At 45.9% G+C, this 24,563-nt stretch carries 18 protein-coding genes; 5 read left to right on the top strand and 13 right to left on the bottom strand.

Annotation, left to right across the window (positions count from 1 at the left end):
• Positions 1-43 precede the first annotated feature (43 nt).
• The 5 genes from BM114_RS05530 to proS form a co-directional block, all read right to left on the bottom strand.
• Positions 44-2,908, bottom strand: a complete 2,865-nt coding sequence (locus BM114_RS05530) for a PD-(D/E)XK nuclease family protein (protein ID WP_092111236.1) — start codon at positions 2,906-2,908, stop codon at positions 44-46.
• Positions 2,905-6,054 (bottom strand): UvrD-helicase domain-containing protein, encoded by a 3,150-nt coding sequence (locus BM114_RS05525; protein ID WP_092111302.1) that lies wholly within the window; start codon positions 6,052-6,054, stop codon positions 2,905-2,907. Before BM114_RS05525 ends, BM114_RS05530 begins: the two co-directional genes overlap by 4 nt.
• A 4-nt stretch (positions 6,055-6,058) precedes the next feature.
• Positions 6,059-8,092 carry a DUF5686 family protein gene (locus BM114_RS05520; RefSeq protein ID WP_143089256.1) on the bottom strand — a complete coding sequence of 678 codons (2,034 nt, stop codon included), beginning with the start codon at positions 8,090-8,092 and terminating at the stop codon, positions 6,059-6,061.
• 77 nt (positions 8,093-8,169) lie between these two features.
• Positions 8,170-9,042: a sigma-70 family RNA polymerase sigma factor gene (locus BM114_RS05515; protein ID WP_092111232.1), complete on the bottom strand. Its 873-nt coding sequence runs from the start codon at positions 9,040-9,042 to the stop codon at positions 8,170-8,172.
• A gap of 488 nt (positions 9,043-9,530) precedes the next feature.
• Complete coding sequence (gene proS, locus BM114_RS05510) at positions 9,531-11,012, bottom strand: proline--tRNA ligase (RefSeq protein WP_092111230.1); 1,482 nt, start codon at positions 11,010-11,012, stop codon at positions 9,531-9,533.
• A 208-nt stretch (positions 11,013-11,220) separates the two neighbouring features.
• On the opposite strand from proS, the gene BM114_RS05505 reads away from it, so the two are divergent.
• From BM114_RS05505 to BM114_RS05495, 3 genes are all read left to right on the top strand, one after another.
• Complete coding sequence (locus BM114_RS05505) at positions 11,221-11,922, top strand: YiaD family glycine zipper/OmpA-like lipoprotein (RefSeq protein WP_092111228.1); 702 nt, start codon at positions 11,221-11,223, stop codon at positions 11,920-11,922.
• Between the two features lie 76 nt (positions 11,923-11,998).
• Entirely contained in the window at positions 11,999-12,727 is a 729-nt protein-coding gene (mtgA, locus tag BM114_RS05500; protein ID WP_092111226.1) for a monofunctional biosynthetic peptidoglycan transglycosylase, read from the top strand.
• 7 nt (positions 12,728-12,734) lie between these two features.
• Complete coding sequence (locus tag BM114_RS05495) at positions 12,735-15,179, top strand: ATP-dependent helicase (RefSeq protein ID WP_092111224.1); 2,445 nt, start codon at positions 12,735-12,737, stop codon at positions 15,177-15,179.
• 47 nt (positions 15,180-15,226) lie between these two features.
• Here BM114_RS05495 and BM114_RS14600 read toward each other — a convergent pair whose 3' ends face one another.
• The 7 genes from BM114_RS14600 to BM114_RS05465 all read right to left on the bottom strand — a co-directional run bounded on the left by BM114_RS14600 (position 15,227) and on the right by BM114_RS05465 (position 20,334).
• Positions 15,227-15,355, bottom strand: a complete 129-nt coding sequence (locus BM114_RS14600) for a dehydrogenase (protein WP_092111222.1) — start codon at positions 15,353-15,355, stop codon at positions 15,227-15,229.
• The gene (locus BM114_RS05485) at positions 15,356-16,693 is read right to left on the bottom strand and encodes a DUF4270 domain-containing protein (RefSeq protein ID WP_369808398.1); all 1,338 of its coding nucleotides are present in this window, start codon (positions 16,691-16,693) and stop codon (positions 15,356-15,358) included. It lies immediately after the preceding gene.
• Positions 16,694-16,797: 104 nt separating this feature from the next.
• The gene (locus BM114_RS05480; RefSeq protein ID WP_092111218.1) at positions 16,798-17,610 is read right to left on the bottom strand and encodes a glycogen/starch synthase; all 813 of its coding nucleotides are present in this window, start codon (positions 17,608-17,610) and stop codon (positions 16,798-16,800) included.
• Between the two features lie 137 nt (positions 17,611-17,747).
• The gene (locus BM114_RS05475; RefSeq protein WP_092111216.1) at positions 17,748-18,176 is read right to left on the bottom strand and encodes a biotin/lipoyl-containing protein; all 429 of its coding nucleotides are present in this window, start codon (positions 18,174-18,176) and stop codon (positions 17,748-17,750) included.
• 6 nt (positions 18,177-18,182) lie between these two features.
• Positions 18,183-18,332 carry a hypothetical protein gene (locus tag BM114_RS14295; protein ID WP_177207052.1) on the bottom strand — a complete coding sequence of 50 codons (150 nt, stop codon included), beginning with the start codon at positions 18,330-18,332 and terminating at the stop codon, positions 18,183-18,185.
• Between the two features lie 29 nt (positions 18,333-18,361).
• A complete protein-coding gene (locus BM114_RS05470; protein WP_092111214.1) occupies positions 18,362-19,927 on the bottom strand; it encodes an acyl-CoA carboxylase subunit beta in 1,566 nt (521 codons plus the stop codon).
• A 116-nt stretch (positions 19,928-20,043) separates the two neighbouring features.
• Entirely contained in the window at positions 20,044-20,334 is a 291-nt protein-coding gene (locus BM114_RS05465; RefSeq protein WP_092111212.1) for a hypothetical protein, read from the bottom strand.
• A gap of 133 nt (positions 20,335-20,467) precedes the next feature.
• Here BM114_RS05465 and BM114_RS05460 point away from each other — a divergent pair, with 133 nt between their 5' ends.
• Complete coding sequence (locus BM114_RS05460) at positions 20,468-21,271, top strand: gliding motility protein GldB-related protein (protein WP_092111210.1); 804 nt, start codon at positions 20,468-20,470, stop codon at positions 21,269-21,271.
• Here the strand turns inward: BM114_RS05460 and BM114_RS05455 are convergent.
• The gene (locus tag BM114_RS05455) at positions 21,250-22,161 is read right to left on the bottom strand and encodes a tRNA modification radical SAM protein MnmL/YtqA (RefSeq protein ID WP_092111208.1); all 912 of its coding nucleotides are present in this window, start codon (positions 22,159-22,161) and stop codon (positions 21,250-21,252) included. The genes BM114_RS05460 and BM114_RS05455 overlap by 22 nt on opposite strands.
• 110 nt (positions 22,162-22,271) lie before the next feature.
• Between BM114_RS05455 and BM114_RS05450 the strand changes: the two genes are divergently transcribed.
• On the top strand, positions 22,272-24,455 hold the full coding sequence (locus BM114_RS05450; RefSeq protein ID WP_369808400.1) for a DPP IV N-terminal domain-containing protein: 2,184 nt from the start codon (positions 22,272-22,274) through the stop codon (positions 24,453-24,455).
• The last annotated feature ends 108 nt before the right edge of the window (positions 24,456-24,563 follow it).

Raw genomic sequence — 24,563 nt, 5'->3', positions numbered from 1 at the left:
AGGGCTTCCCGACTATATGGGAAGCCCTGTCTTCTTTTTGTTTTTACATCCAGCACAGCTGATGGTAAGGACAGTTCTTACAGCGGTCTCGGTCATCGGTAGGCACGAATGCCGTCGTTGGATTGAATATTTCAGAGAGCAGCAGCTTCAGTTTAGCCATGAATTCATCCTTATATTCGGCGATGTTCTCTATCCTGTTTTTGCCTAAAGACAATGTCGGGTCTGCATTCTCACCCTGTGTGTGCTGAATATAGAGTAGGGAGGGTGCAACGGGAAGGTGCGTGGGATTCAATTCCTCATTGTCGTATACAAGCAGGGAGTACAGCATTGTCTGCAGGTGATAGTTGCTGTGGTTCTTGAGCAGGTTGGTACCGGCGAATATGTCCTCTATATTGTTGGTTTTCATGCTCGGTATATTTCCAGTCTTGTAATCGACTACGCGGATGCGGACACCTCCGTTTGCCGCAATCTGGTCAAGCCTGTCTATATTGCCCTTGACATATATGCTTCGATTTCCTTCGGCAGTAGGAAACCAGATTTCTTCTCTTATCGGCAATTCCAAACCTTTGATTTCAAAAGGAGTAAGCTGCTCGTCAATGCTCAACAGCTGTCTGAGATACCTGATGATGACGGAGCGGTTGATGAGTTGGATGCCGTTATACTCAGGCCTGAACGAGTCGCTCTCAATCTTGAAGACCTCTCTTTTGAAGGCTTTGTCTACGATGCGCTCTATTGTCTCCGGATGTTTCAGCAGTTCTTGCAGGTCGCTTGCGCGAATTACGGGATGGCCTTCCTTTAGTGCTTGATAGATGAGTTCTGCGCTGTAATGAAAGATATTGCCAAAAGTGCGGTTGTCCATCATGTCTTCATCATCCACATCCGGCTCCTTGATGCCCAGAATTATGTTGTAATAGAAATTGAGCTGGCAGCGGATATACCGATTCAGGGCAGTAGGAGAGATTTCCTCCATCGCCTTGAGTCTCCCTTGAATGAACTCGTTTCCCTTGTCTACTGCCGTAGGATATTTTACAGATGCAATCTGTCCCGGCTGGATCGAGAGACGCTTTATTTTGTGAGGACTCTCCACCATGAGCTGGAGCATGAAGCGGCTCATCTCTCCCGTGTGTCCCTCTTCCGTGGCATTGTTATACATGAGGGTTATATCCGTTGCCCTTTGTAACAGGGAATGGAAGTAATAGGCGTAGATGGCGACCTTATTGTCGATGGTCGTCAACCCAAAAGCCTTCCTTATGCTATAGGGGATGAACGAAGAATCACTAACTCCTTTAGGCATGTTTCCCTCATTGCAGGAAAGCACCAGCACATGGTCGAAGTCCAGATTGCGGGTCTCCAATACACCCATGATCTGTATTCCAACGGCAGGTTCACCATGAAAGGGAATGGAGGTAGACTGTATGAGCTGGTGAATTAACCTTTCAAGCGTAATCAGGTCGACCGAGAGATCTCCGTTTTGAGTCAGCTCATAGAGGCGGTTGAGCAGGGTATACATCCTGAAAAGGGATTCCTGGAATAACGGATCACTCTCTGATCTGGCATTGATGCCAATTCGCTTCAGTATGCTCAGCATCCACTGCAGCAGGTTGATATTAAAGTTCCTGTCGCCAGTTTCGATATTGCTGAACAATAATGTAAGTCCGTCGTCTATACATAGCCTTTCCCTCACAGGATAATATATTTTCTTATTTTGCAGCTCATTTAATAATGAAGGGCACTTTTCAGAGATATATCGGGCATACGGATGCGACAGAACTTGACTGACTTGGCGGAGCCGGAACTTCTCCGTGCCGGCAGGATGACCAATGGTCTGTAATTTGAACAGTAAGCTCACCAATGCGGCAAAAGGCGACTGCGATAATGGAGAGCCGGTCGTTATGTTAACTTTGTCCGCCTCAGGGGGCAGACAATGTATCACCGTCGGCAGAAGACTTTCGTCGCACATGACGATTGCGGTATTCTTTCCAGCCGCAATTCTGTTGTTTTCACGGAGCCATCGGGCTATATAACGCGCCTGAATATTCTCCGTGGTTGCGCTGATATAGCTGATTTCCTTGGGCTTGACAAAGTTTGCGTAGATATTGCCATCCGTTGAATCCAACTCGTTGGGAAAGTCCTGAAGGTACTGGCTGACATAATGGCCGGCTTCGTTGTCCCTCATATAATAGTCGTCAAAATCCCAATAGAAGAGAGCCTTGCCTTCCCGTTTCAGCCTCAGGAACAGTTCCCGTTCCACCCTCTGCAATACATTGAATCCCACGAAGAGATATTTATCGTGTCTAAAATCCGTATTTTCATTAACAAGTACCGACCGATACAAGGCACCCTCATAGGCCAAACCTTGTGCCGAAAGTCTTTCGTTATAGTCGTGATATATATTGCCTAAATGACTCCACAAGGCAAGAAATCTCTTCTTTATCTCTGTCTGGTGGTTATCCGTGAAGTTATGGAAGAATCTTTTCAAGACTTCCTTCTGGGCTTCGGTAAGAAAAGAGATGTCGTCAAGCTCATGGATGTCCTTCAAATTGCCAAACACTTTGTCAGCATCGGCCATATTCTTGTCGATGTCATCAAAGTCCGAGAGCAGCAGCTGGCCCCATCCATAGAAATGGTCGAGGGTCTCGTCTGCCCCGGTGCACTCGATGAATGATTTGTAAAGATCGCATATCAGCTTGATGGAATCGCCCACCTCCACCGTGGTTTGTTGCCGAAAAAGGTCGCTGATGGTTATATATGCCGGGCTCCATAACGGCTTGTCCGCAATACGGGCGAGGTGTTCGTTGATAAACAATGCGGCCCGCTTGTTGGGGAACACAACTACAATGTCAGCAAGATTTGTGCCGAACTTGTTGAGGATGTCCTCTGCTACATATTTAAGAAATCCCTTTTTCATGCCACTTCTTCTATTTTGTTGCTATAGACAAACCACAGATATCCCTTGACATTTTCGTGCCCCATATCTCTTAGCAGCTGCATATAAAGCTTGATCTGGTCTCTGTATTCGTCTCGAGAGTTGCCGAATTTGAAATCTACGACAATGGTTTCCTTTCCGTTTGTCATCACCCTGTCTGGCCGGTGTTCGACTACTGCATTCGTATTTGGGTCTACATGGAGAATGGTGCATTCATTGAATAACTGCCATTGGGGGGAGAACCAATCTCGGATGCGGGGAGATTCCAATCGCTTCTGCAGTAGTTCTTTCAGCTTTTCCGCATTCAGGTTCTCATCGTATAAGATGCCTTCTAACTCCAGTTTCCTCAAAGCGGATTCTATATCATCAGCTGTATGAATCATTGAAAATGTTGCATGCAAGATGCTACCCAGTTTTATGAATTGATTCTGTTCATCTTCTCCTCCTGCTTCTATGAAATTTTTGCTTTTATTGCTTTGACGGAACTCTGCGTTATTATGGAAGTTCTCGAGTTTCTCTATCGCAAGAATCTCCGGCTTTTGCATGAACACATTGCCCGAATTGTTTTTTTCTTCATTCTTCGATATGGAAATTGTACCATAGGAGAAGGATATGCTTGACTTTTTGTCCTTGATATCTCCTTCAAGTATACTTCCCTTTAAGGAAGCAGAGACGGGCTCTATGACTTTCTCGATAATGTCGGTGCGGGTTGCAGCCGTGCCTCTCTTGCCGGATATGAATAGATTTCGGGAGGCACGGGTAAACGCCACATAGAGCAAATTCATATTATCGACTACATTTTGCAGATGTTCATGCAGATAGTCTTTCTCATAGATGCTCCCCATTAACTGCTTGGAACTGAAGTCAATAGGGGCAAGGGGCAATTCGTCAAACGGACTTTCTCCCGGCTTGCACCATATCGTGGTGCCACTTTTCTCCAGTCTCCAGTCGCAGAACGGGATGAAAACATTGTCGAACTCAAGGCCTTTGCTCTTGTGGATGGTCAAGAGCCGAATTCCCTGTACATCCCCGCTCTGTATGGTTTTCTGGCAGATTGTTTCGTCCCATTCTTTCAGAAAAGCATCAATATCCGGGATATTTTCTTGCAGGAACTTATTGAGTTGGTCAAAAAACGCGCAAATGTATGCGCCCTGTTGCTCGAAATCTTCTCGATTGAAAGTTAAGAGCAGGAGCTCTGCAAGGTCATATAACGGCATGGATATCAGGTCGTCCCGATGGAGAAAGAAGTCTCTATTGCCCTCGATGTTTTCAAGAAAGGCTTGTTCCAGTTGGTTGTCTGGATGTATAAGAAATCTCAACGCACTTATCAAGGTGCACACGGCCCGAGAAGAATCTAATCTGAATGCCTCGTCGGAGACCAGCGGCACATCGGGACAAGTATGGCTGAAATAGTCTGCAAGTAGTTGGATGTCCTTATTGTTGCGGACTAAAATTGCCATCTTGTTATAGCCTATACCTAATGACCGCAATTCGTTGATATTCTTTGAAAGGTTTTCTAATATATCGTCCGTTTCAGTATACAGTTCTATGCGCACTAACCCTTCCGCCTCCTTGGCAGGGGATTTCTGACACACATCTGCATAGGCATGTTCCATTTGCAAAGCCTCGGCAGGATTATCCTCAGCCAGTTCCTTGTATTCTGCGGCTGAAGCCTTACTGAAAAACTCGTTATTGAATTCAACAATATTCCTCTGTGAGCGATAGTTTGTCTGCAGATTCCGTATATCCAATTGAAGCTGGGGTGACGGGAACTCCTTTTCTATCTCATTGAGCAGTCTCCAGTCTCCTGACCGCCACCTGTAAATGCTCTGCTTCACATCCCCCACGATGAGATTTTCTGCGTCAGTATGGCTCATACACTCAAGCAACAATACCTTGAAATTGCTCCATTGAACCACACTTGTATCCTGGAACTCATCAATCATGACATGCTCTAATTGAGATCCTATTTTCTCGAAAATGAAGGGGGAGTCGCTATCATCGATCAAAGCATGTAGGAGAGACTGGGTATCACTTAGCAGGAAGCGGTTGGCTTCGGCGTTCAGTTCTTGCACTTTCCGTTCTATACTGCTCAATAGGCGTAGTTGGTTCAGATGTCGCAGGGTGAGGTCTGCAGACTTATATATCTTCACCAATTGCGGTCTTTCGTACTCTGTCTCGTTGAGAAGCGGCATGAGGATCGTCTGAACGAGTCTGAACTTCTCATTCGTGGGATTGGCCTCAGCCTTGAGAACCCACTCCTCGGGAAGTTCCATTCCGCTGACGGCAGTCTTGGTAAGCAGTTCTTTGTCTGAGAATTTCCCATCTCTCAGCTTGACAAAGTATCCACATACTCCCGATGCCCCTTTTGAGAAGTCTTCTATCTCCAGCCCTTCTTTGTCTAAGATGTCAAAGAATCTCTTCGCGTGAAACTTCAGCTTTTCTTCTGATTCATGCTTGATACTACGCAGTTTCCTGGTATAGCTGCTGAAGAAATTATCTTTTTCGAGGACTTCGTTTAACTTCCGACTGTTCTCCTTGTAGAAATCCTTGAAGATGGTAGCACCAAATCTCTTGATTTTCCCAATCACATTCCATCCCTTGTCATCGGCGATATTCTGGTCTATATATTCAATAATCCATGTGAGAATCTTGTCGTGAGACTCCAAATTCTCTATAAGTTCGTCAACAGCCAGCTCCTCTACCTGATAGTCGTTTAGTCCAATTTTGAGATTTGCGGTTAAGTCAAGCTCCCTTGCAAGGTTCCTTAGCACACTCTGGAAAAAGGCATCTATCGTTTCAATGCGGAAGTAATTGTAGTTGTGTAATAGATTCCGTAAGGCGATATTGACATTCTGCTTTATCTTTTCCTCTCCAAGTCCGGTCTCTTCAACAAGCTTCTCCTTGTATTTTCTGGAGTCTTTGTCATCTTTAGATATTCCATATAATTGACTTAGAATCCTCATTTTCATTTCCTCTGTGGCCTTATTTGTAAATGTAACGGCAAGGATATTGCGATAGTTCTGTGGATTGAGTATCACAAGCTTCATGTATTCTACCGCGAGTGTAAAGGTCTTTCCAGATCCAGCACTGGCTTTGTAGATGGTTAAAGGTTTTGAGTTTTTCATATATTTACCATTGTCTAAATAGTTCCAAGCCGATTTTTGCTCCAAGACCGTCATACTTACCATTCCTAAATGCCGAGAAGATGGCCACAGACACCCATCTTGTCGTAAATCCATAGCCGAATTCCGTATAGGGGTGTAGATGGGGCACGATCAAGGCACTGCCATAAAGACGCTCTTTTTCTATGAAATGCCCGACAAGCGGCATCCAGCTTAAAAAGAGCAGGGGACACTCATAGGTTAGGTTGGAGCGAACATAATATCTTGAAAGATTATACTGATCACTGGACAGGAGTTCAAATTCACCAGTCCACTCATCGTTCCATCCACCCGGAATATTGTTGTCCCTGAAATTAGTATAGTCAAGAAAGTATTTGCTTCCGTCAATGAGTGTATATAGGCCGAAGCCACCTCTGAACGAGAGGTTTCTCAATCGGTGTATGCGGAAAATATACTGTAAGTCGGCCTCCCAGCGTTCATAAGCCATATCTGCATTCATGAATCCCTTAATTGAGCGTTCCCAATCGAGATTCAAGATAGGACCTTTCCAACCCATAGGACGCAGGCTAACTTCCAGCATGGGTGCAACAGATCTATATGAAACGGGCACTCCGGCTTTTCTATAAGCATATTTCTCTACCGCATCTCTATGGTGTGCAATGAGGCCAACTTGAAAACTTAGCTTATCGGAGACATCGTAGTTGTTCAATAGTTTCAGCTGGAAGTCTTTGAAAAACTCCATCCGCTCAATATTAAAACTTTCTGTTTCTTTAGACAAGTTGGCAAGAGCGTTTTCCCGTGCAGCAGCATTCTTTATCCAGTTCCCATTACCAATGAAGAGCTCTATGTATCCATGTTTCCTGCGATTGTAATGGTATTCAATGGGAATTTGATAATAGAACTGCTTCTGTTTGAAGGAATATCCAGCTTTGAATCTGGCAAACAGGAAACTGTTTTCAGAAAAGGAGAAGGTTGTTCGGATATCAAACTTGTAATAAAAACCTTTTCTCCTGCTATAACCCATATAGAGCGGGTTGAAGAGAGGATTTATCCTGACATAGCCTTGGTCGTTCGTTCCATAATAGCCAGTCGTCTTTTGCAGCAAATGCTCTCCAATGGTATCCCAGAATACGCGTTTGGCCCAGCTGCGTTCTTTCTTCGTTTCCTCAATATTTCTTTGTACAGAATCACCATAGAACTCTCTATATACTTCAATCTCTTCAGGCCTTAGCTCTTTCGTCCGCAGCCGAGACATCAGTTGCATGTCCTCTGCTTCGCTGGTGTGGTCGTCTATAACCTTTGTCAGATCATAAGAAGCTGAAAATCTTGCAGCAATCCTATTCCCGATGAACTCAAACTTAGCCATCAGGTCGCAGCTTACAGGATAGAATGATTTTGCGCCTTTATCACCCATCTTAAGCGTCAGATGAAATGATACCATGTCGTATTCCCCATTCATATATCCACTTATGATGCGACCGGAAACGGAGTCTACCACCACAGAGCCTTTGACTAACTGGGTATTCTCTATCCTTGGCTGAAAGTAGATGTTCACCTTGTTCTGGGGTAGAAAGATCACATTGTATTTATAAAAACGCTTGTTTGTGCGGCAGAAGGGGGACAGGATGTAATCTTCGATTATCGTCTCCGAATATATTTTGGGTCTCAGAAACTTGCCTATTGTAGGCAAGGCTATCTTGTGATGAGGAATCGTTGTGAGGAAAACCATTCTCTTCACCTCCTCGTTTTCCATATTGTGATGGATGGAGCGGTAATAGCTTTCGCTGATGTATTTCCGCCGGGGACCATGGGCTACGCGGTACATTGACGGAACGGGGAGGAGTGCGATGTTCCGTCTCTCCACCTCGAACTTGCTCTTTATATATGAGTAGGTGGTAGTGCCGTTCAATTCCGCAGTGTCGACAGTAGATATATAGTTGAACACACGGCTCAGCATGAGGGTGTCATTCTTTTCCTCATTGTCAGCTCTTACCACTTGAAACAAGCATGTAACGGCTAATAAAAATATGTATTTTGCCATGCGCATCATTTACAAAGGTAACAAAAATCCCCGTTCCTGCAACAGAAACGAGGAGATATTTTCGACTACCTATGAACTTATCCGAGGTATTTCATCAGAATCTTAGCATTGCCACTGTCGCGAAGCTTTGCTATGCTTTTCTCGCGAATCTGGCGCACTCGCTCACGAGTAAGCCCGAGTTGATCGCCAATTTCCTCCAAGCCCTTCTCGTGGCAGCCAATGCCGAAGCATTCGCGGATAATCGTTATCTCGCGATCTTTCAGCACCTTGACTAATACTTGATTCAGCTCCATGGCCATACTCTCATGGTCGACCTGTCTGTCCGTACGGCTGTCATCACCAGAAGGCATCACATCGAGCATGCAGTTGTCTTCCCCGTCTTGGAAAGGCGCATCAATACTTACATGGTGGCCGTCGGCCATCAGGCTCTGTCCAATCTTCTCTTCATCGATATTTGTAGCATCGGCAAGTTCACCGACTGAGGGATGGCGCTGGTTCTCTTGTTCAAACTTATTGATCTCGTGGTTGATTTTGTTCAGGGACCCTACCTGATTCAATGGCAGGCGAACGATGCGACTCTGCTCGGCAATGGCCTGGAGGATGCTCTGACGAATCCACCAAACAGCATAGGAGATAAACTTGAAACCGCGAGTTTCATCAAACTTCTGGGCAGCCTTTATCAAACCGATGTTTCCTTCGTCTATAAGGTCGGTGAGGGTAAGGCCTTGATGCTGATATTGTTTTGCCACGGAGACAACAAAGCGCAAGTTGGCCGTTACCAGCTTGTCTTTTGCCCGTTCGCCTTCCGGTCCTCCTTTCTTTATCTTTTGGGCTAATTCTATTTCTTCGTCAATTGAAATGAGAGGTGCTCGTCCTATCTCCACCAGATACTTATCCAGGGCTTCACTTGAACGATTCGTAATACTCTTTTGAATCTTTAATTGTCTCATCTTGTATAGCTTATCCTTTCTAACAACTTGATAATCAGTTTATTCTGGTTGACATTACCGAAAAACATTGCAAAATTACAAAAAATACCGATACATTGTTCGGCATATTGCATTTATTTTTGCATAAAAAATGTTAAGCGGCATCCCTTTTTCTCACACCTCAATTACAGCAAAAACCATGCCATAAGTTGGTGATAATGGTTCCAGAAACCATGCAAGCCTCAAAAGGCCTTTCTCCGAACAGACGGCAGAGGCGGCTGACAGTCTGACAATCTCGGCGATTTTGTCGAACAAAATCGCCGAAAACGAATGACAAAATCGCCGATTTTGTCATCCTCTTAACGGCTGTTAGCTGCAGGGAGAGGGCAAGACCTCATCGTGGCGACGGATTTCATAATATAAGCCATGGCCTTCCGCCATGTAAGTAGCCAATACTTAGCAGGACAAAAGGCCTTGACGGATGCCCGGTGGGGGCGCAGGCAGGCAGATTAATAGCTGCGGGCGATGATAACGCGCGCCTTGCTGGGCTTGCCTGTAACCATGTCTACTCCCGGTGTCTGTTCAAAGCCATAAGGGACGCAGCGGATAGTGGCTTGTGTTTCTTCTTTGATTTTCGCCTCGGTCTCAGCAGTCCCGTCCCAGTGGCAAAGGAAGAATCCACCATCTTGAATGCGCTCCTTGAATTCCTCATAGTCGTCGCATTCGTAGATGTGCGCATCACGATAGATGCGGGCCTTCTCGAATATATTCTGTTGAATGTCCTCAAGGAGATTCTCTACGCGCTCGACAATGCCTTCAAAAGGCACGCTTTCTTTCTCAAGGGTGTCGCGGCGCATAATCTCAATGGTATTGTTTTCGAGGTCGCGCCCACCCATTACGAGCCGGACGGGGACGCCTTTCAATTCGTAGTCTGCGAATTTAAAACCCGGTCGTTTATTGTCAGAGTCGTCATATTTCACGCTGATACCTGCTGCACGCAGGCCATCGATGACCGGAGCCAGCTTCTCGGTAATCGCCCTCAGCTGTTCCTCGCCCTTGGTGATAGGCACGATGACTACCTGAATCGGAGCCAACCGTGGAGGAAGCACCAGTCCGTTGTCGTCAGAATGGGTCATGATGAGGGCTCCGATGAGTCGTGTCGATACACCCCACGAGGTAGCCCACACATACTCAGGCTTGTTCTCCTTGTTCAGGAATGTTACATCAAAAGATTTTGCAAAGTTCTGGCCGAGGAAGTGGGATGTCCCGCTCTGGAGTGCCTTGCCGTCCTGCATCATGGCCTCGATGGTGTAAGTGTCAAGAGCTCCGGCAAATCTTTCGCTCTCACTTTTTACCCCCTGAATTACAGGAACGCCCATCCATTTCTCCGCAAAGTCGGCATATACGCGCAGCATCTTCTGTGCTTCAGCCTCTGCCTCTTCACGAGTGGCATGAGCTGTATGGCCTTCCTGCCAAAGGAACTCTGATGTGCGGAGGAAGGGACGGGTGCGCATCTCCCAGCGCATGACATTACACCACTGGTTGCACATGAGTGGAAGGTCGCGATAAGAGTGTATCCAGTTCCTATAAGTGTTCCAAATGATAGTCTCAGAGGTAGGTCGTACGATGAGTTCCTCTTCCAGCTTAGCCTCGGGATCGACCACGACGCCATTGCCGTTTTCATCAGCCTTGAGGCGATAGTGGGTTACCACGGCACACTCCTTGGCAAATCCTTTCACATGTTCAGCCTCTCGCGAGAGGAATGACTTGGGGATTAGCAATGGGAAATAGGCGTTCTGAACACCGGTTTCCTTAAACATCTTGTCAAGTTGCGCCTGCATTTTCTCCCAGATGGCATAGCCGTATGGCTTGATGACCATGCACCCGCGGACGGCAGACTGCTCGGCGAGGTCTGCCTTTACTACCAAGTCGTTATACCACTGGCTATAGTTGGCAGCACGCTTGGTAAGCTCTTTCAATTCTTTTGCCATAATTATTTTTAGTCGTTATTTTGCTGCTTTTAGGGAAATGCCTATCACTCTTTAGGCAAAATCCCTGCTCTGAGATTCCCAGAATCTCTAATTTTGCAGCAAAAGTACTAAAAAAAGTTGGTAAAACGGCCATTATGAGGAAAAAAGAATTATCTTTGCAAGAGATTCAAGTATGATTATATAAACATTTAAGATTAATAAATAGATTATGAGAAAATTAAAGTTAATGACATTGGGTCTGGCATTCCTGACCGTAATGAGTGGAGTTTCTTCTTGCGCAACAAAACAGGGTACGGGAACTCTTGCCGGTGCCGGAGGCGGTGCCGTTCTGGGTGGTATTCTCGGTAATATCATTGGTAAGGATTCTAAGGCTACGGCCATTGGCGCAGCTATCGGAGGCGCCTTGGGCGCAGGTGCGGGTACGCTGATCGGTCGCCACATGGACAAAGTGGCACAAGAGACTGCTGCTCAGGTCCAGAATGCCAAGGTGGAAGAGGTAACTGATGTAAACGGTTTGGCTGCCGTTAAAGTAACATTTGACAGCGGTATCTTGTTCGCTACTAACAAGGCAGCCTTGAACGCAAAGTCTAAAAACGATCTCGCTAAGTTCGCAGGAGTGCTGAAGAACAATACCGATTGCCATGTTGATATTTATGGACACACGGATTCTACGGGTAATGACGGCATTAACCTCCCATTGTCCAACAGTCGCGCTCAGAGTGTGGTAACCTATCTGAAGAGCTGTGGAGTTCCTTCTTCTCAGTTCAAGAATATTGAAGGCAAGGGCAGTTCAGAGCCTGTGGCAGACAATTCCACCTCGGCTGGCAGACAGCAGAATCGTCGTGTGGAAGTCTATATGTATGCTTCTCCGGCCATGGTCGAGGCCGCCAATGCCGGCACATTGAAATAAAGTGTTATAAAATTCATGAATTAAACCAAAACAGGGATGCATATCAGCCGGAGTATGCATCCCTCTTTCTGTAGAAATGAGGTTGATACGCAAGACCCTTCGTTGGATAATAGCTCTCTTCTTTGCTTCCACAATAGCAGCTGTGGTTGCCTACCGATTTATTCCCGTCTATCTAACTCCGCTGATGCTTATGCGATGTGTGGAAAACAGAAGCCTTACAATCCACCATCACTGGGTTTCCATGGATAAGATCTCGCAGCATATGCCTGTTGCCGTAATGGCAAGTGAAGACCAAAGGTTTCTATTGCATCATGGCTTTGACTATAATGCAATAGAAAAAGCTGCCGCGCATAATCTTAAGAGCACAGCCACTAAGATGCACGGGGCAAGTACGATTTCGCAACAGACGGCCAAGAATGTCTTTTTGTGGCCGGGTCGGAGTTGGGTCAGAAAAGGATTTGAGGTTTATTTCACGGCACTCATCGAGCTGATATGGAGCAAGCAACGCATTATGGAAGTTTATCTGAATTCCATAGAAATGGGGGATTGTATCTATGGAGTTGAGGCATGCGCAGCGCATCATTTCGGGAAAACAGCCAAAGAACTATCCAGGGCCGAATGTGCATTAATTGCCGCAACCCTTCCCAATCCACGAAAGTTCTCTTCTAAGTATCCAAGTGCATACATGAGGCAAAGGCAGCGTCGTATAGAACGGGAGATGAAATTCATACCCTCATTCCCCAAAGAGGGCGAAGACATAGATACCAAAACGGTATCTGGTGGTATATATCGTAATAAAAAATAAGTGAATAATGACGGAAAACATACTCGCCCAATTGAATGAAAGTCAGCGCAAGGCTGTGGAATACTGCGATGGGCCAGAGCTTGTGATTGCGGGCGCAGGCTCCGGGAAAACCCGTGTATTGACCTATAAGATAGCATACCTCCTGCAAAAAGGCATGAATCCTTGGAATATCCTTGCCCTCACTTTTACGAACAAGGCAGCAAATGAGATGAAAGAGCGTATAGGCAGCCTTGTGGGAAACAGCCAGGCACGCGAGTTGTGGATGGGCACCTTTCATTCGATTTTTTCCAGGATTCTCAGGCGGGAGGCAGGCTTGCTGGGCTATACGCCGGCGTTTACCATATATGACGAAACGGATAGCCGCTCACTCTTGAAGGCTATTATCAAAGAAATGCAGCTGGATGACAAGGCATATAAGCCGGCTTCGGTGCATCATCGCATTTCCATGGCAAAAAATCATCTGTGCCTTGCCCAACAATACGCTGACGACAGGGATATGCTGGAGCAGGACAAGCGGGCCAATATGTCGGAGATATATAGAATCTATTCAATATATCAAAATCGACTTCAGCAAGCCAACGCCATGGACTTTGATGATTTATTGACGAATACATTCACGCTTTTCCGGGAGCATCAATCCATCCGGGAGAAGTATGCGGAGCGATTCCAATATGTATTGGTTGATGAGTATCAGGATACCAACTATGTGCAGCAGCAAATAGTATGGCTTCTGACAAAAGAGAGTCAGAAGGTATGTGTTGTCGGAGATGACTATCAGAGTATCTATGGTTTTCGTGGTGCCAACATTGACAACATACTTGATTTCCAGAAAATATATAAAAATTCCCAACTCTTCAAACTGGAGCAAAACTATCGTTCGACCCAGAGAATCGTTCAGGCAGCCAATAGCCTGATGAAGCATAATCAACAGCAGATAGACAAGGATGTGTATAGTGAAAATGAAGAGGGGGAAAAACTTCTCCTAAAACCTGTCTATAGCGACCGTGAGGAAGCCGCCGTTGTCGTGAAGGACATCCAAAAGATTAAGAGACAGGAAGAATGTGAATACTCAGACTTTGCCATCTTGTACAGGACTAATGCACAGAGTCGACCTTTTGAAGAAGAAATGCGGAAGCATGGAATTCCTTATCGCATCTATGGAGGACTCAGCTTCTATCAACGGAAGGAAATAAAAGATATCGTTGCATACTTTCGCCTGATAGTAAATCCCAATGATGAAGAGGCCTTTAAACGAATTGTTAATTATCCTGCAAGAGGAATAGGCAATGCAACAATACAAAAAATTATTGAATCGGCTCAGCAAAATTCAATGAGTCTCTGGGGTATAATCAATTCCCCGTCAGTATATAAGTTGAATTTCAACAAGGGGACTCTGTCGAAAATCGACGGGTTCCGAGACATGATAACAACCTTTATCCAGAAGCTGGACATCAGCGATGCCTATGAGTTAGGGAAAGAGATTATTTCCGTAAGCGGTATCAACGCAGACATATATTCCAATTCAGATCCGGAGGGAGTATCCAGACAAGAGAATCTTGAGGAGTTCTTAAATGGGATGAATGACTTTGTTGAAGGGAGAAGAGAAGAGGGAAGGGAACACGAGGTGTATCTTCCCGATTTCCTGCAAGAAGTGGCATTGCTTTCCGACCTTGACAGCGATGATGGGGAAACAAGTAAGGTTACATTAATGACCATACACTCTGCAAAGGGTCTTGAGTTCCCTACGGTATTCATAGTAGGAATGGAGGAAAATATTTTCCCGAGCCCGATGGCGGCTAATAATCTCCGTGAATTAGAAGAAGAACGGAGGCTCCTCTATGTTGCCATAACGCGAGCCGAGCGACATTGCATCTTGACCTGTGCCAAAAACCGCTTTAGATATGGGAAAATGGAATTTGACACACCAAGTAGGTTCCTTAAAGACATTGATTCAAGGTTCATAAACATAGAGGGAGCTTCTGTTTCCGACAAGGATTCTAAGTGGGAAAGGCATAAAAGGATGCCTTGGAATGCAGATGACGAACTAAATGCACCCTATCCGAGAAGATCTGAAAGATGGCAAAATTCCAGACCTGTCGCAGGACAGTTTATGGCAGATCCCAAACAGAAAATCACATCCCCGCATCAACCAGAGGTAGCTATTGATCCTTTGTCAGAATCCTTTAAACAACGATTGTCCCGCAATGGCGGAAATTTAAAAAGGGTTACTGCCGCGATTTCTAACGGAGGCAGGAAAATAGAGGATGAGCCCTCGCTACCTAATATGACATCTTTGAGAGAAGGAATTATGATTGAGCACCAGCGTTTTGGGCTCGGAAGGATTATTAAAATTGAAGGGACGGGAGAAAACACAAAAGCTACCGTGGAATTCCAAAATACTGGAACCAAACAATTGTTGCTGAAATTTGCGAAGTTCAAGGTTATTTCTTGATTGAAAGCAACGATGGCATCCTCTTTATGTGAGGATGCCATCGTTGTCTATAAACTTTCATCTTCGGGTCTTTCCAATTTCCTTCTTGTTTTATAAGGACTTCTTTTTCGGAGTAACCATTTGGCTTTCCGGGCTTCATAGTCGTCCCTATGGCGTTCCAAAAAGTTATCTGCCATTTACTTGAATTTAGAGTAAATTATACCAATCTTTATTGGAGAGCCAGGATTATTAAGCCCGCCCACTAATTTCGTACTCGTAAGCGACATGTCATGCGTTACACTCGTAAGGATCGTCGATGAATTCACGGTCGTATATGCGGCATTCACAGGGATTAATACCGCTTTGTTCCAGTCGTCTCCCGTACGGTGTTTGTCCATATAGCTAATCATGCCCGAGATATTGTTAAAAGTATATGTATTGGTACTGCTTGTGTATGTGGCGAGAAACGATGACTTATAGTCAGGCAGGCTATTGCTCTCAAAGAAAGACTGGAGTTGCGCCTTGGGTATCATTAATATTGTCGACGGGGCATTGAGCGAATATTCATCATTCACAGAATTATTAATACGGTTTAGGACAATCTTGGCCGAATTGATGGAATCATTCTCGTGTCCCCTTACAATCTCGTCTATTGGAAGTGTCATTTCTGTGAAGATACCGGCAGGAGATTTGAGGTAGGAGCAAGTGTTATCAGCCACCAATTGGTCTATAACATGATTGTCATTTGTGAAATGTGTTGTCTGTAAAACTTCTTCTGTACCCGCAAACGATGCAATTCCTGTGTAAACGCTATCCTTGTAATTGTATCTGAAATACACATTCAATTGGCTTGCCGAAATATATGCCATGGAGTTAAGACCACTTTCGGTCTTGAAGTAGAAGCCTGGTACCACATTCTGTATGAATGTATATGCGTTCTTAAAATAAGACGGGGTCTTATAGTATGTACGCATAATATATGTTCCAAAGTTGTTATAGCTGTTACCTTCCTTGTCTGTATAGGGCTTGTCAAGGTTTATGCGAATGTTCTTTCGGTACGAGCTTTTTCCCCTGAGGCTTTCGGAAACATTGAGGTCTGCCAGCGTATAAGGCAGCTCTGCAGTCAGGCCATTCTTACGGAGATACCCCATTTCGTCTATATCATAGTCTGTATAATAATTCCCATCGACAAGAGGCTTGTCGAGTTCATGAACGCTCATTTTCATTGCCTCAAGAGAATCTCCATAGAAATTGTTATAATAGAGGCGGATTTCCACCGAGTCGGCAATGACCTCCCCATCTTTCAGACTCTGTATGCTCTCTTTCTTGGGGAACTCGTAATTCTCCAGATTATGGAACTGAATCATGCAGTCGCCTGTGATATAAGCTCCTGTCTCCGGGTCGCGAACCTTGCCAAGATAGGCAGTTGTCGTACGAGACAAAACAGCATTGGCTTTCAGGGAGCGTGTCGTTACCGTGAAAGTATCAGTCTTAATGGTCAGATTATCGGCTGTATCGGTTATAGAAATACCCAATGAATCTGTTGTTGTGTCGCAAGATGCGAAAACGAAAGAAGCAAGTACAAGACCTGCGAAAAACCTTGGTTTCATTAATTCGTGTATATCTAAAAGCAATCTTTCTATTTTTCTTCTCCTATGAGGCTCCTGTAAAACTCTGCATAGGCATCGGCGTTATCATAACCGGGGAACCCAAGCAGGGGAATTTCTTTGTTTTTTGCATAGCTGAGAAGTTCTGCATTGACATCCTTGCCACCCTCGATGACACCATCACTATAGTCAATTGCGAGTTTACCTAATTCTAAAAAGTCAAATTTATCTTTATAATTCTTTAGCAAGTTGGATTTGGCATCGCGGAATTCCAGGCTCTCCTTGAATTTGTCAGACAAGTTTTCCGCCAGTTGTTTCTCATAAAGAGTCATAACTACCTTGCTGTTAGCGAACGATGGCTCATCTTTATAGGCCGTCTTCAGATAGAAAGGAATAATGGCGGATATCCATCCGTGGCATACCACCAAGTCCGGAACCCAACGGAGTTTCTTCACGGTCTCCAACACGCCACGGGCATAGAAGATAGCACGCTCACCATTGTCGGAATATTCAACGCCAGCTTCATTCTTCTCCATTTGGCGTTTCGAGAAATAGTCTTCGTTGTCTATAAAATATACTTGAATGCGAGAGGTCGGGATAGAGGCCACTTTGATAATCAGCGTATGGTCGCTCTCATTGATAATAAGATTCATCCCGGAGAGACGGATAACCTCGTGCAACTGGTTGCGGCGCTCATTGATGGTTCCCCATTTGGGCATAAAGTTGCGAATCTCAAATCCCGCCTCTTGTGCCTTCTGGGGGAGCTCACGCCCCATAACCGACATTTCTGTTTCTGGTACAAAAGGGTTAATCTCCTGGTTGATGAATAATATTTTCTTTGCCATATCAATTATAATTGGTTATGCAAAGATACATTTTTTTTTTGAGAAAGCGCCCACTTTTGTTGTTTTTCAAACAAAAGAGAGCGCTTTATTATAGAATTTTTGTATTTTGCTTTTTATTTTTGCTTTTGTCGTAAATTTTAATCAATTACAACGAGAGCATCTTCCTCGAGGACTGATTGTCCCGGCTTTACACAGATAGCGGTAACCTTGCCGTCCTTGTCAGCTTCAATGTTGTTCGCCATTTTCATGGCTTCAAGAACCACTACTGTGTCGCCAGCCTTCACATCCTGACCCACACTGACCTCGATGCTTGTGATAGTGCCGGGAAGTGGGGCCTTTACAGCATTGGCTGTGTTTACATTTGCCGTGGAAGCAGAAGTTTCCCCGGTTTCTTCCGCAACAGGTTTGCCAAGCTCAACCTTCTTCTTCTCCGGCTCGGCAGTTTGCTCCATCTGCACCTTGTAGCTTTCTCCGTTCACGGTAACTTCGGCTATATTATTCTCGTCGATTTCACCAATGGCAACTTTATATTCCTCGCCACCGATAGTATATTTAAATTCTTTCATTCCTCTTTATGGTTTTGGTGTAACACTCAAGAACTTTGCATTCCAAAGAGTAGGGCGTTGTTTGATTGTGATGAACCCAGCTTCCTTGTCGTGCACATTATTTCCCTGATACTCGAATATAGCCATGGCAATGGCTGCATATATATTCTTATCCATAATTCTCAATTGATATTCATTCTTTCAGATTACATTGGCATGCAGCCATGCTTCTTTGCCGGCAGACTCTGCTTCTTCGTCGCAAGGTGAGCCAGGCCTCGGCAGATGCGGAAACGGGTATTGCGAGGCTCGATAACATCGTCTATATAACCGTATTGTGCTGCCTGATAGGGATTTGCAAAGAGCTCTGTATACTCTTCTTCCTTTTCAGCAAGGAAGGCATTGACATCTTCTCCGGCATCCTTCTTGGCCTTGGCTTCCTTGGCCGAGAGAACCGCAACAGCTCCAGACGCTCCCATCACGGCAATCTCAGAGGTCGGCCATGCAAAGTTCAAGTCGGCACGCAGCTGCTTGCATCCCATCACAATATGGCTTCCGCCATAGCTCTTGCGAAGCGTGATGGTAATCTTCGGCACGGTAGCCTCCCCATAGGCATAGAGCAGCTGGGCCCCGTGGAGGATGACGGCATTATACTCCTGACCCGTTCCAGGCAGGAAGCCCGGTACATCCACGAGACTTACGATTGGGATGTTGAACGCATCGCAGAAGCGTACGAAGCGTGCTCCCTTGCGAGATGCATTCGTGTCGAGAACGCCTGCATAGGCCGAAGGCTGGTTGGCAACGATGCCGACGCTTTGTCCGTTGAAGCGGGCAAAGCCGGTGATAATGTTTTTCGCGAACTTGGGCTGTACCTCAAAGAAATCACCGTTGTCCGTAATGGCGGTAATAACTTTATACATGTCGTAGGCCATATTCGGGTCATCAGGGATGATTTCGTTAAGTAAATCGTCCTTGCGGTCTATCGGGTCGTTGCATTCCACGCGTGGAGCTTCCTCCATATTGTTGGACGGAATATAAGAGAGCAAAGTCTTGATCATCTCCATACATTCCTCTTCGGTCTTCGCGGTAAAGGTGGTAACACCGCTTTTCGTGGCATGCACGGTTGCTCCGCCGAGATGCTCGGCGTCGATATCCTCTCCCGTTACGGTCTTTACGACCTTCGGTCCGGTGAGGAACATATATGAGGTCTGCTCTTTCATGAAGATGAAGTCGGTCAGGGCAGGGGAGTAAACGGCACCTCCAGCACACGGTCCGAGGATAGCGGAAATCTGGGGAACCACGCCGCTGGCAAGGATGTTGCGCTCGAAAATCTCACCATAGCCGGCAAGAGAATTGATGCCTTCCTGGATGCGGGCGCCTCCAGAGTCGTTCATACAGATGACCGGAGCCCCCATGGTCATGGCCATATCCATGATTTTACATATCTTCTGTGCCATGGTCTCTGACAGCGAGCCGCCGTTTACGGTAAAGTCCTGGGCATAAACATACACCAGACGACCGTCGATGGTTGCCGATCCAGCTACCACGCCGTCGCCGTAATATTGCTTCTTCTCCATGCCGAAGTTATGGCAGCGGTGCAGTTTGAACATGTCATATTCCTCGAAACTGCCGTCGTCGACCAGCATCTCGATTCTTTCCCGTGCAGTATATTTTCCACGGGCATGCTGTTTCTCGATGGCTTTCTCGCCGCCTCCAAGGCGGGCCTGTTCGCGTTTGGCAATCAGGTCCTTGATCTTTTCAACTTGTCTACTCATAATTGAATCTTATAGTTATTTCTTTGTTGTGTTCCAAAACGGGCTTTTGAATGCAGGACTCCCTGTGTCTAAAAAACATTGCAAAGGTACTAAGAATTCTTGATATATGAAAAAAGTTAGCTGCTTTTTAATAAAATAATGTAACCGGCTGCATCTTTTGTCTCTGTATTCTTGCTTATAGATAATAGGGGGAAACGCATATCTTCTGACTGCATCCTCCTTTTCTTGAGCCAAAAGACGGCTTTCTTCTTTACAAAATCGGCGATTTTATCTGGTGATTTCGGCGATTTTGTAGGACAATCTCGCCGATTTCGTGGAGCTGCCATCCGCATCCCTTGCCTTGCACAATCTCCGACATTGAACTTTCTCTTTGCAAGAGAAAACGCTAAATCAGGCCACTTACCCATACGGAATTTTTCACGATTTTAAGTTAAAGCGATAATTTTCATGAAAATATTTAAGTTTTTTAGCAAAAAGTTTGGAATAAAAAATATATTTTAGTATTTTTGCCTCTGTAAAAATAAAGATTGTTGGCATAAAGTGAAGAAGCTCTATACTATCATTCTCATGACCCTGTTTCTTTTCACGGCTTGTGAGCTTAAGCTAAAGCCGTATGAAGATGAAGATCAGAACGCCCGCATTGAAGTGCTGCGTTATGACCGTTTGGAGAGCCGCTATCTCACTACCGGTGATTTTTCAGCCTTGCAAAGGATGAATACCGAATTTCCTGTGGAGACCCGGACCTTGCTGGAAAAAGTTCTCCAGATTGGCGAAGTTAATGATCCCGAAATCAGTTCCAAGTTTCTTCGTTTCTATCAGGATTCAACATTGCTGGCTCTTATTTCCGACACGGAGGCCGAATATGCCAATATGGACGACTTGAATAAAGGACTGAATGCGGCATTCGACTATCTGAAAGAGCAGATTCCGAATCTTCCGATACCGCGGGTCTATGCACAGATAGGTGCCCTGGATCAGAGTATCATCATCGGCGACAAGAGCATCGGAATATGTCTCGACAAGTATATGGGCGAGAAATATCCGCTCTACGAGAAATATTACAGCTATCAACAGCGGGAATCTATGACGCGGTCGTACATCGTTCCAGACTGCGTAACATTCTATCTACTAAGTCTTTATCCGATTCAGGACTACGAGAAGCGCACCCAGCTTGAGCACGACCTTCATATGGCAAAGGTCATGTGGGTAGCCAACCAGGCTTTGGGCACGCCTTTTTTCAATACCGAATATACCCGTGTGATAGACAATTTCATGATTCTGCACAAGGGATTGTCGGTATCCGAGCTCCTCGCCTTGGACGATTATTCCAAGATTATGCCTTGATGGATATCGTTAGCCTTTAGGTAATTCATCAGTAAATTCGTAAATTCATAGTTCTTCAGACCCCATTTCGGGGCTATCAGAAGGTCGGGCGGTGATTGACTTACAAATCTTTCCAGCACTAAATCTTTTCTGAGAAACTGAATATACCGGGCTGTGAGTTCGATGTATTCTTCCACGGTATAAAGGTGGAAAGGCTGCTCGGCATACATTCTTGCCAACTGTGTTCCCCTGACGACCTGCATCTGATGAATCTTCAGGATGTCGAGTGGGAGAGAAGATATGATGGGGGCTTGTCTTAATGACTCATTGGCGTCTTCTCCGGGCAGGCCGAGGATGATGTGTCCGCCCGTAATGATACCCCGCTCGTGTGTCTTCCGGATGGCCTCCTCGCAGCATTTGAAGCTGTGTCCCCTGTTTATCAGCCTGAGAGTCTCATCGTTCGCGCTCTCTATACCATACTCGACAACCAGGAAAGTTCTATGGTTTAGTTCGGCCAGATAATCCAATAACTCATCGGAAATACAATCTGGGCGTGTACCAATCACAATCCCAACAACATCAGAATCTTGCAAGGCTTCCTCATAGAGGCGCTTTAAGTCGCCAACAGGAGCATAGGTATTCGTGAAGGCTTGGAAGTATGCGATGTACTTCATGTCGGGATATTTCCGTCCGAAGAAGGCCTTTCCCTCCCGAATCTGCTTCCTGACGCTTTTCCCGGGATTACAATATGGGGGATTGAAGGTGCGGTTGTCGCAGTAGATACACCCTCCCCGGGAGATTCTCCCATCCCTGTTGGGGCAGGAAAATCCCGCGTCGACGGCTATCTTCTGAACCTTGAACGGGAATTTAGAACGAATCCAGGAGCCGTAATCGTTGAAGTATTTCTGCATAATTCATCGCAAATTTACAAAAAAGAACTTAAAAGAATGCCTGTTTGGCAATCTTTTCGTATCTTTGCAACAAAACAAATTAAGGTATGATGAAGAAAGTTCTTTCGGCCATGGCCTTGCTTCTAACAGCCTTCTCCGTTACGGTAAGTGCGCAGAAAATGAGTATTAAAGACATTACCTCGGGTGCTTTTGCAGCCAAGACCATCAGCGGTATCACGCCCATCGAGGGCACAGATCAGTACGCCAGTATCTCTCGGGATGGCAAGCAGATTGTCCAGTATTCCTTCAAAACAGGCAAGCAGACGGCCGTCTTGTTCGATGCAGGCAACACGATGGGGGAGAAAATAAGCAGTTTCGACAACTATATGTTCTCGCCGAAGGGAGACAAGATGCTGATAGCCACCAATACCGAAAGGATTTACCGCCGTTCTTACAAGGCTGATTTCTATATTTACAATATCAAGACGACGAAGCTTGAACGGCTTTCTGACAATGGCAAGCAGCAGGTTCCCTTATGGTCGCCCGACGGAAACCAGATCGCATTCGTCCGCAATAACAACCTCTTCCTCGTAAAACTGCTGTATGATAATGCGGAAAGTCAAGTTACCAAGGACGGGAAATTCAATGAAATCATCAACGGGATACCGGATTGGGTAAACGAGGAGGAGTTCGGCTTCAACCGCGCGTTCTGCTTCAATGCGGACGGGACGATGCTCTGCTGGGTAAAATACGATGAGCAGAAAGTCAAGACCTACTCCTTACAGCTATTTAAAGGGTTGCAGCCTGAGCGGCAAGAGTTTGCCTCATACCCGGGAAGCTACTCCTACAAGTACCCCAAGGCGGGTGAAAACAATTCGCTTGTATCGGCCTGGAGCTACGACATAAAGAGCCATCAGACTTACAAGCTGCAGGTTCCCCTGGCGGCAGACGGCTACATTCCACGAATCAAAATGACGGATGATGCCTCGAAAATCATTGTCTACACGATGAACCGCCATCAGGACGAGCTCAACCTTTACACGGTCAACCCTCGGTCGACGGTAGCCCAGTTGTTGGTAAAGGAGGAGTCAAAGTGCTATGTCAAGGAAGAATCCATGGAAGGGGTGCTCGTCGGAAGCAGCACAATCCTGCTTCCCAGCGACCGCGACGGTTACATGCATCTTTACCTCTACAATATGGCAGGAACGCAAATCCGAAAGATCGGCGACGGGAACTATGACATAACGGATGTGTACGGGTATGATGAAGCCACGGGAGATGTATATTATCAGGCTGCGGCACTCAATCCGCATGACCGTCAGATCTATGTTTCCCATAAGAACGGAAAGACGGAAAGGCTCACCGACAAGGAAGGCTGGAACACGGCGATATTCTCTGGAGACTACAAATATTTCATCAACACCTGGAGCGATTACGACACGCCTTATTTGTATACGCTGCGCAGCCAGAACGGCAAGGTGCTTTCAACTCTTGAGGATAACCAGGCCTTGAAGTCAAAGGTGGCTCAATATGGATGGACGAAGAAGGAAACTTTCTCGTTTGTAACTTCCGAGGGGGTGAAGCTTGACGGGTGGATGATCAAGCCGGCAGACTTTAATGCGGCTAAGAAATATCCCGTAATCATGCACCAATATAGCGGACCGGGCAGCCAGCAGGTAGTGAACTCATGGAGTGCCGGCAGCATGGGGCAGGGTGGGGCCTTTGACTATTACCTTGCCGAGCACGGCTTCATCGTCGTGTCTGTTGACGGGCGAGGGACGGGAGGCCGTGGTTCGGACTTCGAGAAAGCCATCTATCTGAAGATGGGCGACCTGGAATCCAAGGACCAGGTGGAGACTGCCCTGTGGCTGGGCAAGCAAGGCTATGTGGACAAAGACCGCATCGGCATCTGGGGATGGAGCTTCGGAGGCTTCAACACCCTGATGAGCATGAGCGAGGGACGCGATGTGTTCCGCGCCGGAGTGGCGATAGCCCCCCCCACAAACTGGAAGTTCTACGACACGATTTATACCGAGCGATACATGCGGACTCCAAAGGAAAACCCCGAAGGCTATGCCACCAATCCCATAGAGCGTGCCTCGAAGCTGCATGGCTCCCTGCTGATATGTCATGGAGCGGCCGACGACAATGTTCATCCGCAGAACAGTTTTGAGTATTCTGAGGCCTTAGTGCAGGCTGACAAGGATTTCAGGGAACTGTTTTACACCAACCGCAATCACAGCATATATGGTGGCAACACTCGTAATCACTTGCTGCGTCAAGTGGCAAACTTCTTCATTAACGAGTTGAAATAAGGCGGTGAATATGCATTGAAGCTGCTACTGTTTCCGAAGCAGACCTTATAAGGTATTGTTACAAGCCGTGTGTAAACACATTACAGACAACCTGTAACAATGTTACAC

Origin of the sequence: Prevotella sp. KH2C16 (assembly GCF_900113305.1) — a bacterium.
Lineage (GTDB): Bacteria > Bacteroidota > Bacteroidia > Bacteroidales > Bacteroidaceae > Prevotella.
This window is presented reverse-complemented; position numbering and strand designations above follow the sequence as displayed.